Raw genomic sequence first — 15214 nt, forward strand, 5'->3', positions numbered from 1 at the left:
CCGGCCCGCGCCCGGCCCCCGTCCGGCCCGCGCCAGGGCCCCCGCCCCCGCCTCCGGCCGTACGGCCGCCGCCCCGTCCATCCTCCGGACGCCCGCCCCGCCCCCGCGCCGCGCGCGGCAGGATGGCGGGGTGACCGTCATCGACATCCCCGGCTCCAAGTCCGTCACCGCCCGCGCGCTCTTCCTCGCCGCCGCCGCCGAAGGCACCACCACGCTGCTCCGGCCGCTGCGGTCCGACGACACCGAGGGCTTCGCCGAAGGGCTGAAGGCCCTCGGCTACGCCGTACGGCAGGAGCCCGGCGCGTGGCACATCGAGGGGCGGCCCGCCGGGCCGGGCGCCGACGAGGCCGACGTGTACTGCCGGGACGGGGCCACCACCGCCCGCTTCCTGCCCGCGCTCGCCGCCGCCGGACACGGCACCTTCCGCTTCGACGCCTCCGCCCAGATGCGCCGCCGCCCGCTCGGGCCGCTCACCACCGCGCTGCGCGAGCTCGGCGTCGACCTCGCGCACGGCGAGCGCGAGGGCCACCACCCGCTCACCGTGCGCGCCCACGGCATCAAGGGCGGCGCGATCCGGCTCGACGCCGGCCAGTCCTCGCAGTACCTCACCGCGCTGCTGCTGCTCGGCCCGCTCACCGCCGAGGGCCTCGCGATCACCGTCACCGACCTGGTCTCGGAGCCGTACGTCGAGATCACCCTCGCGATGATGCGGGCCTTCGGCGCCCGGGTCGCCCGCGAGGACGGGCCGGAAGGCCGTACGTACACCGTCGCGCCCACCGGCTACCGGGCCACCACCTACGCGATCGAGCCCGACGCCTCCACCGCGAGCTACTTCTTCGCCGCCGCCGCGCTCGTCCCCGGCGCCGCCGTCACCGTGCCCGGTCTCGGCGCCGGCGCCCTCCAGGGCGACCTCGGCTTCGTCGAGGTGCTGGGCCGGATGGGCGCCGACGTCGAGATCGGCGCCTCGGGCACGACCGTCCGCTCCACCGGCACCCTGCGCGGCCTCACCGTGAACATGCGCGACATCTCCGACACCATGCCCACCCTCGCCGCGCTCGCGCCCTTCGCCGACGGGCCGGTCCGCATCGAGGACGTCGCCAACACCCGGGTCAAGGAGTGCGACCGGCTCGACGCCTGCGCCGAGAACCTGCGCCGGCTCGGTGTCGGCGTCGCCACCGGCCCCGACTGGATCGAGATCCGGCCCGGCACCCCGGCCGGACCCGCCGAGATCGCCACGCACGGCGACCACCGCATCGTGATGTCCTTCGCGGTCACCGCCCTGCGGACCCCCGGCATCACCTTCGACGACCCCGGCTGCGTACGGAAGACCTTCCCGGACTTCCACCCCGTCTTCGCGGCCTTCGCCCGGAAGCCGTGAGGCGGGCCGTGTGAAGGGCGCCCGGCCTTTGCGGCAAGAATGGGGGGCATGAGCGACCGCCCCTCTCCCCTCGCCGACCCGCACATCGCCTTCGACGTGTCCGAAGGCCGCCGGGACATCGTCGTCCTCGGCTCCACCGGGTCCATCGGCACCCAGGCCATCGACCTGGTCCTGCGCAACCCCGACCGGTTCCGGGTCACCGCACTCGCCGCCTCCGGCGGCCGGATCGGGCTGCTCGCGGAGCAGGCGCACCGGCTGCGGGTCGGCACGGTCGCCGTCGCCCGCGAGGCGGCCGCCGAGGAGCTCCGCACCGCCCTGAAGGCGCTCTACGGCTCCGAGCCGCTGCCCGAGATCCTGGCCGGCCCCGACGCCGCCACGCAGCTCGCCGCCTCGCCCTGCCACACCGTCCTCAACGGCATCACCGGCTCCATCGGCCTCGCGCCCACCCTGGCCGCCCTGGAGGCCGGCCGGACCCTGGCGCTCGCCAACAAGGAGTCGCTGATCGTCGGCGGCCCGCTGGTGAAGGCGCTGGCCAAGCCGGGCCAGATCATCCCGGTCGACTCCGAGCACGCCGCCCTCTTCCAGGCGCTCGCCGCCGGCACCCGCGCCGACGTCCGCAAGCTGGTGGTCACCGCCTCCGGCGGCCCCTTCCGCGGCCGGACCCGCCAGGAGCTCGAAGGCGTCACCCGCGAGGACGCCCTCGCCCACCCGACCTGGGCCATGGGCCCGGTCATCACCGTGAACAGCGCCACCCTGGTCAACAAGGGCCTGGAGGTCATCGAGGCCCACCTGCTCTACGACATCCCGTTCGACCGCATCGAGGTCGTCGTCCACCCCCAGTCGTACGTCCACTCCATGGTCGAGTTCACGGACGGCTCCACCCTCGCCCAGGCCACCCCGCCCGACATGCGCGGCCCGATCGCCATCGGTATCGGCTGGCCCGAGCGGGTCCCCGACGCCGCCCCCGCCTTCGACTGGTCCACGGCCTCCACCTGGGAGTTCTTCCCGCTCGACAACGAGGCCTTCCCGTCGGTGAACCTGGCCCGTCACGTCGGAGACCTCGGCGGCACCGCGCCCGCCGTCTTCAACGCCGCCAACGAGGAGTGCGTGGACGCCTTCCTCGCCGGAAGGCTGCCGTTCACCGGAATCATGGATACGGTCACAGCGGTCGTCACCGAGCACGGCACCCCCACGGGAACCTCGCTCACGGTGTCGGACGTCCTGGAAGCGGAGACCTGGGCCCGGGCCCGGGCCCGGGAACTCGCGGCGAAGGCAATCGCGGAGGCGCGCGCATGACCACACTCCTGACCGTTCTCGGCATCGTGCTGTTCGCGGTGGGACTCCTCGTCTCCATCGCCTGGCACGAGCTGGGGCACCTCTCCACGGCCAAGCTGTTCGGCATCCGGGTGCCGCAGTACATGGTCGGCTTCGGCCCCACCATCTGGTCGCGGAGGAAGGGCGAGACGGAGTACGGCATCAAGGCCATCCCGGCCGGCGGCTACATCCGCATGATCGGCATGTTCCCGCCCGGCAAGGACGGCCGGATCGAGGCCCGCTCCACCTCCCCGTGGCGCTCCATGATCGAGGACGCCCGCGAGGCCTCCTTCGAGGAACTCCAGCCCGGCGACGAGGACCGGCTGTTCTACACGCGCAAGCCGTGGAAGCGCGTCATCGTCATGTTCGCGGGCCCGTTCATGAACCTGGTGCTGGCCGTCGTGCTGTTCTTCGGCAGCGCCATGGCCATCGGCTTCGAGACGCAGACCACCAAGGTCGGCGGCGTCCAGAAGTGCGTCATCGCCCAGGACACCAAGCGCGAGAAGTGCCAGGACGGCGACCCGGTCTCGCCCGCGTACGCCGCGGGCCTGAAGGAGGGCGACAAGATCGTCGCCTTCAACGGCGCGCCCGTCTCGGACTGGAACACGCTCTCCGACCGCATCCGCGCCACCATCGGCCCCGCCACCGTCACCGTCGAGCGCGCCGGTGAGCGGATCGACCTCCGCCCGACCCTGATCAAGAACGAGGTCTACAAGAAGGACGCCGACGGCCGGCTCGTGCAGCCGCTGCAGACCGAGCCCGCCGGCTACCTCGGCTTCGCCTCCAAGACGGAGGTCCTGCCGCTGACCTTCGGCCAGTCCGCCGACCGGATGTCCGACCAGCTCCAGGCCGGCGTCGAGTCCGTCATCGCCCTGCCCGGCAAGATCCCCGCCCTGTGGAACGCCGCCTTCGGCGACGGCGAACGCGCCAAGGACTCGCCCGTCGGCGTCGTCGGCGCCGCCCGCCTCAGCGGCGAGCTGATGACCCTGGACGCGCCGCCGCAGACCATCCTCGTCTGGTTCATGAACCTGCTGGTCATGTTCAACGTGTCGCTGTTCCTGTTCAACATGCTCCCGCTGCTCCCGCTCGACGGCGGCCACATCGCCGGCGCCCTGTGGGAGTCGATCCGCCGGCACACCGCGCGGATCTTCCGGCGGCCCGACCCGGGCCCGTTCGACGTGGCCAAGCTGATGCCGGCCGCGTACGTGGTGGCGGGAGTGTTCGTCTGCTTCACCCTGCTCGTCCTCGTCGCCGACATCGTCAACCCGGTGAAGCTGACCTAGCCGCACGGGGCGGGACACCCTCCGCGGTGCCCCGCCGCCCGCCTCGGGCCTGTCCGGCGGGGCAGGCCCGAGGCGGTAATCTCGAAGACCTGAGCCCGATGAACCACACCTTGGGGTTGTACAGCTGATGACCGCGATCTCTCTCGGTATCCCGTCCGTTCCGACCAAGCTCGCTGAGCGGCGCAAGAGCCGTCAGATCCAGGTCGGATCGGTGGCCGTCGGCGGCGACGCCCCCGTGTCGGTGCAGTCGATGACCACCACCCGCACCTCCGACATCGGCGCCACGCTCCAGCAGATCGCCGAGCTGACGGCCTCCGGCTGCCAGATCGTGCGCGTGGCCTGCCCCACCCAGGACGACGCCGACGCGCTCGCGACCATCGCGAAGAAGTCGCAGATCCCGGTCATCGCCGACATCCACTTCCAGCCGAAGTACGTCTTCGCCGCCATCGACGCCGGCTGCGCCGCGGTCCGCGTCAACCCGGGCAACATCAAGCAGTTCGACGACAAGGTCAAGGAGATCGCGAAGGCGGCCTCCGCCACCGGCACCCCGATCCGCATCGGCGTCAACGCCGGCTCGCTCGACGCCCGCCTCCTCGCCAAGTACGGCAAGGCCACCCCCGAGGCCCTCGTCGAGTCCGCCCTGTGGGAGGCCTCCCTCTTCGAGGAGCACGGCTTCCACGACATCAAGATCTCGGTCAAGCACAACGACCCGGTCGTCATGGTCAACGCCTACCGCCAGCTCGCCGCCCGGTGCGACTACCCGCTGCACCTGGGCGTCACCGAGGCCGGTCCCGCCTTCCAGGGCACCATCAAGTCCGCCGTCGCCTTCGGCGCCCTGCTCTCCGAGGGCATCGGCGACACCATCCGCGTCTCCCTGTCCGCCCCGCCGGCCGAGGAGATCAAGGTCGGCATCCAGATCCTGGAGTCGCTGAACCTGCGCCAGCGCCGCCTGGAGATCGTCTCCTGCCCGTCCTGCGGCCGCGCCCAGGTCGACGTCTACAAGCTCGCCGAGGAGGTCACGGCCGGTCTGGAGGGCATGGAGGTCCCGCTCCGCGTCGCCGTCATGGGCTGCGTCGTCAACGGCCCCGGCGAGGCCCGCGAGGCCGACCTCGGCGTCGCCTCCGGCAACGGCAAGGGCCAGATCTTCGTCAAGGGCGAGGTCATCAAGACCGTCCCCGAGTCCAAGATCGTCGAGACCCTCATCGACGAGGCCATGAAGATCGCCGAGCAGATGGAGAAGGACGGCATCGCCAGCGGCGAGCCCACCGTCTCCGTCGCCGGCTGACCCGCTCCGGCCGACCCGCTCCGGCACCGCGCGAGGCCCCTCCTCCGGGAGGGGCCTTCCCGTACCTCCGGAACGACGCGACGTTCGTACCCCCTCACCGGCGGGAACGGCGGTAAGGTGCCAGAACCCAGTAGAACCGTACGGTGAGGCCCCAGGTGTTGACGCAATCATCGACGCGGGTCCTCGAACCCGCCGACCTCGGCGCCGCGCTCGCCGTCCTGGAGAGCGCCCCCGTCGAGAACGCCTTCGTCACCGCCCGCGTCCAGCTCGCCGGGCTCGACCCCTGGCGCCTCGGCGGCGAGATGTGGGGCTGGTACAGCGACGGACACCTCACCTCGCTGTGCTACTCCGGCGCCAACCTCGTGCCCGTCTGCGCCACCCCCGAGGCCGTCCGCGCCTTCGCCGACCGGGCCCGCAGGACCGGCCGCCGCTGCTCCTCCATCGTCGGCCCCGCCGAACCCACCGCCCACCTGTGGCGGCTCCTCGAACCCGGCTGGGGCCCCGCCCGGGACGTCCGCGCCCACCAGCCGCTGATGGTCACCGACCGGCCGTCCGCCACCGTCGAGGCCGACCCGCTGGTCCGCCGGGTCCGCAAGGACGAGATGGACGTGATCATGCCCGCGTGCGTCGCCATGTTCACCGAGGAGGTCGGCATCTCCCCGCTCGCCGGCGACGGCGGACTGCTCTACCAGGCGCGGGTCGCCGAGCTCGTCGGCTCCGGCCGCGCCTTCGCCCGCATCGAGGACGGCAAGGTCCTCTTCAAGGCCGAGATCGGCGCCGCCACCCGCCAGGCCTGCCAGATCCAGGGCGTCTGGGTCGCCCCCGAGCACCGCGGCAAGGGCCTCTCCGAGACCGGCATGGCCGCCGTCCTGCGCTACGCGCTCGCCGACGTCGCGCCCGTCGCCAGCCTCTACGTCAACGACTACAACACGCCCGCCCGCGCCGCGTACCGCCGCGTCGGCTTCGAGGAGGTCGGCGCCTTCATGAGCGTGCTGTTCTGACCGGCTTGTAGGGTGCGGCGCATGGATGACACCGAGATCGTGATCGCGCCGGTCAATCTCGCCGCACGGGTCGACGAGGCCCTCGCCGTCCAGGCCGTCGCCTTCGGCCTCGACGCGGCCGAGGTGGCCGTGCGCCGCCACATCGTGCTGCGTCACCTCCTCAGCCCCGGCGCCCGCGCGTACGGTGCCACCACGCCCGACGGACGGCTCGCCGGCTTCGTCTACGGCATGCCCAACGACCGCTCCCACTGGTGGTCGACGGTGGTGGAGCCGTACCTGCGCGCCGAGGGCAACGCCGAGTGGCTCGACGGCTCCTTCGTCATCACCGAGCTGCACGTCCACCCCGACTTCCAGGGCAGGGGAGTGGGCCGCGAGCTGATCACCACCATCACCGACGGATCCGAGCTGCCCCGCTCCATCCTCTCCGCCATCGACACCGAGAGCCCCGCCCGCGGTCTCTACCGCTCCCTCGGCTACACCGACCTCGCCCGGCGGGTCCACTTCCCGAGCGCGCCCCGCCCGTACGCCGTGATGGGTGCCCCGCTGCCGCTCAGGCGCCGGAACTGATTTCACCCACCCGGTGCGGCCCGGCTAACCTCAGGGCCATCAACGTCAGTCCCGGCAGGAGTACGAGAACCATGGCCAACGCACCGGTCCAGCGCATGTCCCAGTTGATGGCGAAGACGCTGCGCGACGACCCGGCGGACGCCGAGGTCCTCAGCCACAAACTCCTCGTCCGCGCCGGCTACGTCCGCCGCACCGCCGCCGGCATCTGGAGCTGGCTGCCCCTCGGCAAGAAGGTCCTCGCCAACGTCGAGCGCGTCGTGCGCGAGGAGATGGACGCCATCGGCGCCCAGGAGGTCTCCCTGCCGGCGCTGCTGCCCCGCGAGCCCTACGAGGCCACCGGCCGCTGGGACGAGTACGGCGCCGAGCTGTTCCGCCTCCAGGACCGCAAGGGCGGCGACTACCTCCTCGGGCCGACGCACGAGGAGATCTTCACCCTGCTGGTGAAGGACCAGTGCTCGTCCTACAAGGACCTGCCCGTCACGCTGTACCAGATCCAGACGAAGTTCCGCGACGAGGCCCGCCCCCGGGCCGGCATCCTGCGCGGCCGCGAGTTCCTGATGAAGGACTCGTACTCCTTCGACCTGGAGGACGAGGGCCTGGCGCAGTCCTACGCCCTGCACCGCCAGGCCTACCGGCGCGTCTTCGAGCGCCTCGGCCTCGACTACCGCATCTGCGCGGCCACCGCCGGCGCCATGGGCGGCTCCAAGTCCGAGGAGTTCCTCGCCCCGGCCGAGGCCGGCGAGGACACCTTCGCCGACTGCCCGAACTGCGACTTCGCGGCGAACACCGAGGCCGTGTACCAGGAGGTGAAGCCGGTCGACGGCTCCGCCGTCCCCGCGGCCGAGGAGATCCCCACCCCCGACACGCCCACCATCGAGACCCTCGCCGCCCACCTCGGCGTGCCGGCCTCCGCCACCCTCAAGAACCTCCTGGTGAAGGTGGACGGCGAGATCGTCGCCGTCGGCGTCCCCGGCGACCGCGAGGTCGACATGGACAAGGTCGAGGCGCACTTCGCCCCCGCCACCGTCGAGCTGGTCACCGAGACGGACTTCGCCGTCCGTCCCGACCTGGTCCGCGGTTACGTCGGCCCGCAGGGCCTGGAGAAGGTCACGTACCTCGCCGACCCGCGGGTGGCGCCCGGCACCTCCTGGATCACCGGCGCCAACAAGGAGGGCACGCACGCGAAGAACGTCGTCGCGGGCCGTGACTTCCAGGTCGACGCGTACGTCGACGTCGTGGTCGTCGAGGACGGCGACCCGTGCCCCGCGTGCGGCACCGGCCTGAAGCTGGACCGCGCCATCGAGATCGGCCACATCTTCCAGCTGGGCCGCAAGTACGCCGACGCCCTCAAGCTCGACGTCCTCGGCCAGAACGGCAAGCCGGTCCGCGTGACCATGGGCTCGTACGGCATCGGCGTCTCCCGCGCGGTGGCGGCGCTCGCCGAGCAGACCGCCGACGACAAGGGTCTGTGCTGGCCCGCCGAGGTCGCCCCGGCCGACGTCCACGTCGTCGCCGCCGGCAAGGCCCTGCAGACCGAGCTGGCCCTGGAGGTCTCCGGCAAGCTCGCCGCCGCGGGCCTGCGGGTCCTGGTCGACGACCGCGCCGGCGTCTCCCCGGGCGTCAAGTTCACCGACGCCGAGCTCATCGGCGTCCCGAAGATCCTGGTCGCCGGCCGCCGCGCGGCCGAGGGCGTCGTGGAGCTGAAGGACCGCCGCACGGGCGAGCGCGAGGAGCTCCCGGTGGACGAGGCGATCGCCCGTCTGTCGGCCTGATCCGGCACGAAGGGGCGCGACCGGTGAGGTCGCGCCCCTTCGGCGTTCCCGGGCGCGGGAGGCGGGGCCGGCGTCTTCTTCGGCGTTCCCGGTTCGTTCGGGTGGGGCAGGACCCCTCCGGCCGGGGCCGGGAACGCGCCGTTCGGCCGGCCGCGGTTCAGCCGGTCAGGTCGCGTTCCGCCCGCTCGTAGGTGACGCCGTGGTCCGCCAGGACCTCGGACACCGGGCCGGCGCCGGTGAGCAGCGCGAGGACCAGGTGCCGGGCGCCGATCTCCTTGTCCTTGCGGCCGAGGGCGATCCGCAGGGAGTTCTCCAGGACGCGCTTGGACTCCGTCGTGAACGGACGGTGGGTGCGCCGGCCCGGCTCCCGGCGGCCGAAGAGCCCGCCCGTACGACCGCGGCCACCGGGCGTCGTGGCGCTCAGGGCGCCCTCGCCGTGGGTCTCCTCGATCCGCGCCACCACCTCGGTCAGGTCGATGCCGAGGCCGGCCAGGGCCTCCTGGTCCGCCTTCGACAGCCCGCCCCGCCGCCGCGCCTCGGCCAGCCCGGCCCGCAGCGCGGCCCGGTCCACCCCGAGCGTGTCGAGCGCGCCCTGCTCCAGGAGCGCGAGGAGCAGATGCTCCTCCGCGACGACGCCCGACTCGGCCCGCACCGCCTCCGACTGGGCCGCGACGACCGCCGAGCGCGCCGCCGCGGTGAACCTCTCGAACATTCACGACCTCCCGTGCTTCTTGTGCACGGCCTGCCTGCTGACGCCCAGCTCGGCCGCGATCTCCTGCCATGACCACCCCTGCGCCCGCGCACTGCGCACCTGCACGGACTCCAACTGCTCCAACAGCCGGCGCAGCGCCGCCACGGCCCGCAACCCCACCCGGGGATCGCGGTCACCGGCGCGGCTCGCCAGATCGGTTGCCTCACTCATGCATGTCAACGTAGGTTGACATGCGCTCCATGTCAACCCAAGTTGACGTCCCGGGAGTGGCGGCAGGGGCGAAGGAGGGGGAAGGGGGTGAAGAGGGGGCAGGGTGACGGGTCAGGGCTCGTCGTCATGGCGCGGTGCCGGGTCCACCGACGCGCCCGTCAGGTCCTCGATCGCGTCCACGGCGTCCTGTCGGCCCGCCAGATACGCCTCCGACGGCGGCCGCTCGGGCGCCGGAGCCTCCGGCGGAACGGGCGGGACCGGGGGCGGCAGGGGAGCGTGGTGGTGTTCGGGGGTGGCCGGGGTGCCGGAGCCGCCGCGTTCCAGGAAGCGGAGGAGCTCCACCGGAATCGGCAGCACCAGTGTGGAGTTCTTCTCGGCCGCGACGGCCATGACCGTCTGGAGCAGCCGCAGCTGCAGCGCGGACGGCGCGTCCGCCATCTGGTGCGCCGCCTCCGCCAGCTTCTTCGAGGCCTGGAGCTCCGCGTCCGCGTTGATCAGCCGCGCCCGGCGCTCCCGGTCGGCCTCCGCCTGCCGGGCCATCGACCGCTTCATGGTCTCCGGCAGCGAGACGTCCTTGATCTCGACCCGGTCGATCTGCACGCCCCAGCCGATCGCCGGGGAGTCCAGCATCAGCTCCAGGCCCTCGTTGAGCTTCTCCCGGTTGGACAGCAGGTCGTCCAGCTCGCTCTTGCCGATGATCGACCGCAGCGAGGTCTGCGCCATCTGCGAGACGGCGAACTTGTAGTCCTCCACCCGGACCAGTGCCTCGGCCGCGTCCACGACCTTGAAGTAGACGACGGCGTCCACCCGTACGGTCACGTTGTCCCGGGTGATGCCCTCCTGGGCCGGCACCGGCATCGTGACGATCTGCATGTTCACCTTGTGCAGGCGGTCCATCACCGGAACGATCATGGTGAACCCTGGCGCGCGCACCTGACCGCGCAGCCGGCCGAAGCGGAACACGACCCCGCGTTCGTACTGCTTGACGACCCTGGCCGCCGCACCCACGTAGGCGACCGCCGCCACGGCCGTGGCGGCCCCGGCCGCCAGGAGTTCCTGCATCATCGCGGCCCCCTGCCGTCGAGCCTGGCCGGACGTTACAAAAAGGGTATTCCCTCGCAGACCGGCTACAACCAGCCGGCGAACTCCAGCAGCATCTCCGCGTCCGCCCGCCGGCCCGCCGTCAGCGACCGGGTCGCCGACTCGACGGCGCGGAACAGGGTCCAGCCGCGCAGCCGCTCCCGGTCGACGTCCAGGGCGTCCGCCAGCTTGTTCACCCGGCGGCGGGCGGCCGAGGCCCCGGCCGACGCGGCCACCAGGTCCTCCACCCGGTCCCGGACGAGCCGCGCCAGGTCGTAGGCGCGCTCGCCGACCAGTGGCTCGGGGCCGACCGCGAGCCACGGCGCCCGGTCACCGGCCAGCACCTTGCCCTGCCGGAACTGGCCGTGCAGCAGCAGGACCTCGGGGGACGACGCCACCAACTCCTCGCGCGCGGCGAGCGCGGCGCCGACGAGCCCGCCGGCCTCGGCATCCGCCCCGTAGCCCTCCATGGCCGCGGCCTGCCGGGCCGTGCGCCCGTCGACCGCCTCGAAGCCGTGCCCGGCGGGCGGCTCCACCCACAGCTTCCGCACCGTCCCGGCGGCCTCCAGCAGGGCCTTCGCCTCCGGCAGGGAACGCAGGGACACCTCGGGGTGCAGCCGCTCCAGGACGAGACCCCCGTCACCGGCCTCGCCGAGCAGCCGCGCCGCGCCCCAGCCGTTCCAGTGGGCGAGGGCGTCCCGCTCCAGGTCCGGACGGGCGAACGGGGGCGCGATCTTCACGACCGCGTCGGGGACGAGGACCACGAGGCTGCTGCGCCCGCCCGGTGCCATCACCCGTTCGGCGACCAGCCCGGCCTGCTCCAGCGTGTCCCGGGCGAGCTCCGGGAGCTCCCGGAGCCATTCGGCCGCGACAGCGTCCCCGTACGTCTCGCCGAGAGCCCGCACCAGTCGCTGCGGCGGTTCGAAACCCATGCGTGCGTTGATTCCTTCGTGTCCTTCGACGGCCCGAGGCCCGGCCCGGGGCCTGCTGCCCCGGAACCGCCGGCCGAAACGGCCTCGCGCGGGCCGTCCACCCCGATCCGGGCCTAGGCCCGCTCCGCGAGCCCAGGAAAGGTTACGTCGCTGCCGCGCCAGCGGACCGCGCGCACCGCCGCTTCGCGCAGGGCGGCCGCCGCGTCGCGCCGCAGCGGGCCGTCGGCGGAGCGGACCAGGTCGGAGTAGACGCCGGCCACCCGGTCCTCCAGGACGGCCGCGAGGCGTACGGCGGCGGCCGGATCGGGGACGGCGAACGGCAGCTCGTAGCCGGCGGCCGCGGCCACCGGCTCGCCGCGCAGGTCCCGTACGGTGCGGCGCAGCGCGTCCCGGCGGGCGCGGTGGGCCTCGTAGGCGGCGGTGGCCTCGGCGCGCCGGGCCTGGTCGACCCGGGCGCCGACGACCCCGTAGCCGTACACGGCGGCGTGCTCGGCGGCGAGGGCGGCCTGGGCCGCGTCGAGCGCGCTCATCCGCGGGCCCCTTCGGTCAGCAGGTAGGCGTGGGCGGCGCCGGACGCGGCGACGGAGGCGAGCAGCCGGGCGTACTCGGGCGGCGCGGTCAGCAGTGCGGCCGTGTGGGTGTCGGCGGTCCCCCGTACGGCGGCGGCGAGGTCCTGGAGCGCCGCGGCGGGATCGGACGGCACCCGGACGGAGGCGGGCGAGCCGGAGGGGGAGGCGGCGGCCGGCGACGCGGAGGACGAGGCTGCCGCGGCGGACGGCGGCGTGGAGGCGGTGGGGCCGGGGGCGGGCGCGGCGCCGCCTTCGCCCAGCGCCTTCACATGGGCCGCCACCGACGCCCGCAGGGGCGCCAGCCGGGCCGCGAGCGCCGGGTGTCCTTCGATGACCGCGTCGTAGCGCAGCAGCAGGTCACGGCTGGTGGCCACCGAGCGGGCGCGCAGCGCGGCCTCGGCGGCGGCCGCGCGTTCGGCGGCGCTCGGCTTCCTGGGGCCGCCCCGGTCCCCGTCGGACGTGCAGCCGGCGAGCGCCGCCGCCGCTCCCGCCGCGCCCGACGTCAGGAGCGCGCGTCTGCCCATGGTCGTCACGCTTCGCCTCCCTCGCGTGTTCGAAGATCTTCGAAGATCGCCGCAGGCGAGCGTACCCGCGACCCCCGGCCCGGTGGACGGCAACACCCTCCGGGACCGGATACCCTTTGGTCTGACACGCGACGAACCCACAACAGCACACGCGGCCGAGGAGTCACCCGGATGAGCACCACCCTGAACGAACGGCTGCGCGGTCTTCTGGAGCCGCTCGTTCACGCGAAGGACCTCGACCTCGAGGAGATCGAGGTGTCCCGGGCCGGCCGTCGTGGACTCCTGAGGGTGATCGTCGACTCGGACGAGGGCGTCGAACTGGACGCCTGCGCCGAGCTGAGCCGCGTCATCTCCGAGAAGCTCGACGAGACGGACGCGATGGGCGAGGGCGAGTACGTCCTCGAAGTCAGCTCCCCGGGCGCCGACCGTCCGCTCACCCAGCACCGTCACTACCTGCGTGCCACCGGCCGTCTGGTGAAGCTCCAGCTGACCCCCGAGGCCGGCGGCGGCGAGGTCGTCACCCGCGTCCTCGCGGTGGACGAGGACGGTCTGGACACCGAGGTGCCGGGCGTGAAGGGCCGCAAGGCGACCGCCCGCCGGATCGAGTTCTCCGAGATCGCCAAGGCGCGTGTCGAGATCGAGTTCAACCGCAAGGACAAGAAGGAAGAGGAGGCGTAGCCGTGGACATCGACGTGAAGCTCCTGAAGGGCTTGGCACAGGAGAAGGAAATCTCCTTCGAGATGCTGGTCGAGGCGATCGAGTCGGCCCTCCTCATCGCCTACCACCGCACCCCCGACGCCCGCCGCCACGCGCGCGTGGAGCTGGACCGGCAGACCGGTCACGTGACGGTGTGGGCGAAGGAAGACCCCTCCGAGCTGGAGGAGGGCCAGGAGCCCAAGGACTTCGACGACACGCCGTCGGACTTCGGGCGTATCGCGGCGAGCACCGCCCGCCAGGTCATCCAGCAGCGGCTGCGCGACGCCGAGAACGACGTCACCTTCGGCGAGTACGCCCGCCGCGAGGGCGACATCGTGGCCGGCCAGGTGCAGCAGGGCAAGGACCCGCAGAACGTCCTCGTCCGGCTGGACGACCGCCTGGAGGCGATCCTCCCGAAGCAGGAGCAGGTGCCGGGCGAGGACTACACGCACGGTCTGCGGCTGCGCACGTACGTCGTCCGGGTGGCGAAGGGCGTGCGCGGTCCGTCCGTCACCCTTTCGCGCACCCACCCCAATCTGGTGAAGAAGCTGTTCGCCCTGGAGGTGCCGGAGATCGCCGACGGTTCCGTCGAGATCGCCGCCATCGCCCGTGAGGCCGGCCACCGCACCAAGATCGCCGTCCGGTCCACCCGTTCGGGTCTGAACGCCAAGGGCGCCTGCATCGGTCCCATGGGCAGCCGGGTGCGCAACGTGATGGCGGAGCTGCTCGGCGAGAAGATCGACATCGTCGACTGGTCGGACGACCCGGCCGAGCTGGTGGCCAACGCGCTCTCTCCCGCGCGGGTCTCCAAGGTCGAGATCGTGGACCTGGCGGCCCGTTCCGCCCGGGTGACGGTGCCCGACTACCAGCTGTCGCTGGCCATCGGCAAGGAGGGCCAGAACGCCCGTCTCGCCGCGCGGCTCACCGGCTGGCGGATCGACATCCGTCCGGACACCGAGCAGCAGGGTGAGGGCGGCGCCCGGTAGGGCCCGTCCCGCCAGGGTCGGCCGGACGGGCGCCAGGGGATCGTCGGAGACTCCCTAGCACGGTCGGCCGGTCCCGTACCGGCACTGATCCTTTTTGGCCAACGACTGTTCGATTTTTGCCCCGAACGGGTGAGGTCGGTACGGGGAGGTAGACTTAACGTGTCTGGCCGGACGCATGCCCGCGTGTGCCCTGAGCGAACCTGTGTGGGATGCCGGGAGCGAGCGGCCAAGAGCGAGCTGCTGCGGATCGTGATGAATAAGGACGAGTGCGTCCCCGATCATCGCGGTACGCTGCCCGGCCGGGGTGCGTACGTGCACCCCGCCTTGGTCTGTCTCGACCTGGCGGTGCGCCGTCGGGCGTTCCCACGGGCCTTCCGGGTCCAGGGGCCGCTCGACACGACGGCGCTGCGCGCGGATGTCGAGCAGGCAGCACCGTAGAGATGTACGGCACAAAAGATGTACGGCACGGAACACCCCGTGCGGTCAGGTACCTCGCGAGTTGGAAGTAGGTCGAGATTGCGATGAGCACTCGATGAGTACGCGATGAGTACGCCCATGAAGTAGCGACGGTCCGGCGGTAACCGGACCTCAAAGGAGCGAAGTGGCTAAGGTCCGGGTATACGAACTCGCCAAGGAGTTCGGTGTGGAGAGCAAGGTCGTCATGGCCAAGCTCCAAGAACTCGGTGAATTCGTCCGTTCGGCGTCCTCGACGATCGAGGCGCCGGTCGTGCGCAAGTTGACTGATGCGTTGCAGGGTTCCGGCGGTGGCGCCGGCAAGACCGCTGCGAAGCCTGGCGCGCCCCGCAAGGCGGCGCCCGCCCCCAAGCCCGCGGCGCCCTCTCCGGCCGCCGCGGCACGTCCCGCTGCCCCGAAGCCCGGCGCCCCGGCCCCCAAGCCGGCCCCCG

The 15214-nt window shown here is 72.7% G+C and carries 17 protein-coding genes; 11 read left to right on the forward strand and 6 right to left on the reverse strand.

Features of this window, described 5'->3' with window-relative positions; genetic code table 11:
- Window positions 1-130: 130 nt before the first annotated feature.
- The 7 genes from aroA (at window position 131) to ESG85_RS01935 (ending at window position 8600) form a co-directional block, all read left to right on the forward strand.
- Window positions 131-1378, forward strand: a complete 1248-nt coding sequence (gene aroA / locus ESG85_RS01905; RefSeq protein WP_128976249.1) for a 3-phosphoshikimate 1-carboxyvinyltransferase — start codon at window positions 131-133, stop codon at window positions 1376-1378.
- Window positions 1379-1426: 48 nt separating this feature from the next.
- Complete coding sequence (dxr, locus tag ESG85_RS01910; protein WP_128976250.1) at window positions 1427-2674, forward strand: 1-deoxy-D-xylulose-5-phosphate reductoisomerase; 1248 nt, start codon at window positions 1427-1429, stop codon at window positions 2672-2674.
- The gene (locus ESG85_RS01915; RefSeq protein WP_128976251.1) at window positions 2671-3975 is read left to right on the forward strand and encodes a M50 family metallopeptidase; all 1305 of its coding nucleotides are present in this window, start codon (window positions 2671-2673) and stop codon (window positions 3973-3975) included. Before dxr ends, ESG85_RS01915 begins: the two co-directional genes overlap by 4 nt.
- Before the next feature lie 127 nt (window positions 3976-4102).
- A complete protein-coding gene (gene ispG / locus ESG85_RS01920) occupies window positions 4103-5260 on the forward strand; it encodes a flavodoxin-dependent (E)-4-hydroxy-3-methylbut-2-enyl-diphosphate synthase (RefSeq protein WP_128976252.1) in 1158 nt (385 codons plus the stop codon).
- 155 nt (window positions 5261-5415) lie between these two features.
- Window positions 5416-6261: a GNAT family N-acetyltransferase gene (locus ESG85_RS01925; protein WP_128976253.1), complete on the forward strand. Its 846-nt coding sequence runs from the start codon at window positions 5416-5418 to the stop codon at window positions 6259-6261.
- A 21-nt stretch (window positions 6262-6282) separates the two neighbouring features.
- Window positions 6283-6828 carry a GNAT family N-acetyltransferase gene (locus ESG85_RS01930; protein WP_128976254.1) on the forward strand — a complete coding sequence of 182 codons (546 nt, stop codon included), beginning with the start codon at window positions 6283-6285 and terminating at the stop codon, window positions 6826-6828.
- Between the two features lie 71 nt (window positions 6829-6899).
- Window positions 6900-8600, forward strand: coding sequence for a proline--tRNA ligase (locus ESG85_RS01935; protein WP_128976255.1), 1701 nt, complete (start codon window positions 6900-6902; stop codon window positions 8598-8600).
- 157 nt (window positions 8601-8757) lie between these two features.
- On the opposite strand, the gene ESG85_RS01940 is transcribed toward ESG85_RS01935, so the two are convergent.
- The 6 genes from ESG85_RS01940 to ESG85_RS01965 form a co-directional block, all read right to left on the reverse strand.
- Window positions 8758-9312 (reverse strand): Clp protease N-terminal domain-containing protein, encoded by a 555-nt coding sequence (locus ESG85_RS01940; RefSeq protein ID WP_128976256.1) that lies wholly within the window; start codon window positions 9310-9312, stop codon window positions 8758-8760.
- Window positions 9313-9522: a helix-turn-helix domain-containing protein gene (locus ESG85_RS01945; protein ID WP_128976257.1), complete on the reverse strand. Its 210-nt coding sequence runs from the start codon at window positions 9520-9522 to the stop codon at window positions 9313-9315.
- Window positions 9523-9633: 111 nt separating this feature from the next.
- A complete protein-coding gene (locus tag ESG85_RS01950; RefSeq protein WP_128976258.1) occupies window positions 9634-10587 on the reverse strand; it encodes a slipin family protein in 954 nt (317 codons plus the stop codon).
- A gap of 62 nt (window positions 10588-10649) precedes the next feature.
- Entirely contained in the window at window positions 10650-11534 is an 885-nt protein-coding gene (locus tag ESG85_RS01955; RefSeq protein ID WP_128976259.1) for an aminoglycoside phosphotransferase family protein, read from the reverse strand.
- Between the two features lie 113 nt (window positions 11535-11647).
- On the reverse strand, window positions 11648-12064 hold the full coding sequence (locus tag ESG85_RS01960) for a ferritin-like domain-containing protein (RefSeq protein ID WP_128976260.1): 417 nt from the start codon (window positions 12062-12064) through the stop codon (window positions 11648-11650).
- Window positions 12061-12627 (reverse strand): hypothetical protein, encoded by a 567-nt coding sequence (locus ESG85_RS01965; RefSeq protein ID WP_128976264.1) that lies wholly within the window; start codon window positions 12625-12627, stop codon window positions 12061-12063. Before ESG85_RS01965 ends, ESG85_RS01960 begins: the two co-directional genes overlap by 4 nt.
- Window positions 12628-12798: 171 nt before the next feature.
- Between ESG85_RS01965 and rimP the strand changes: the two genes are divergently transcribed.
- The 4 genes from rimP to ESG85_RS01985 form a co-directional block, all read left to right on the forward strand.
- Window positions 12799-13305 carry a ribosome maturation factor RimP gene (gene rimP, locus ESG85_RS01970; protein WP_128976261.1) on the forward strand — a complete coding sequence of 169 codons (507 nt, stop codon included), beginning with the start codon at window positions 12799-12801 and terminating at the stop codon, window positions 13303-13305.
- 2 nt (window positions 13306-13307) lie between these two features.
- Complete coding sequence (nusA, locus tag ESG85_RS01975; protein WP_128976262.1) at window positions 13308-14309, forward strand: transcription termination factor NusA; 1002 nt, start codon at window positions 13308-13310, stop codon at window positions 14307-14309.
- 159 nt (window positions 14310-14468) lie between these two features.
- The gene (locus tag ESG85_RS01980; RefSeq protein WP_128976263.1) at window positions 14469-14747 is read left to right on the forward strand and encodes a YlxR family protein; all 279 of its coding nucleotides are present in this window, start codon (window positions 14469-14471) and stop codon (window positions 14745-14747) included.
- Between the two features lie 163 nt (window positions 14748-14910).
- A partial coding sequence (locus ESG85_RS01985; protein ID WP_181018935.1) for a translation initiation factor IF-2 N-terminal domain-containing protein occupies window positions 14911-15214 on the forward strand: 304 nt, incomplete at its 3' end.

Source organism: Streptomyces roseicoloratus (assembly GCF_004117935.1).
Lineage (GTDB): Bacteria > Actinomycetota > Actinomycetes > Streptomycetales > Streptomycetaceae > Streptomyces > Streptomyces roseicoloratus.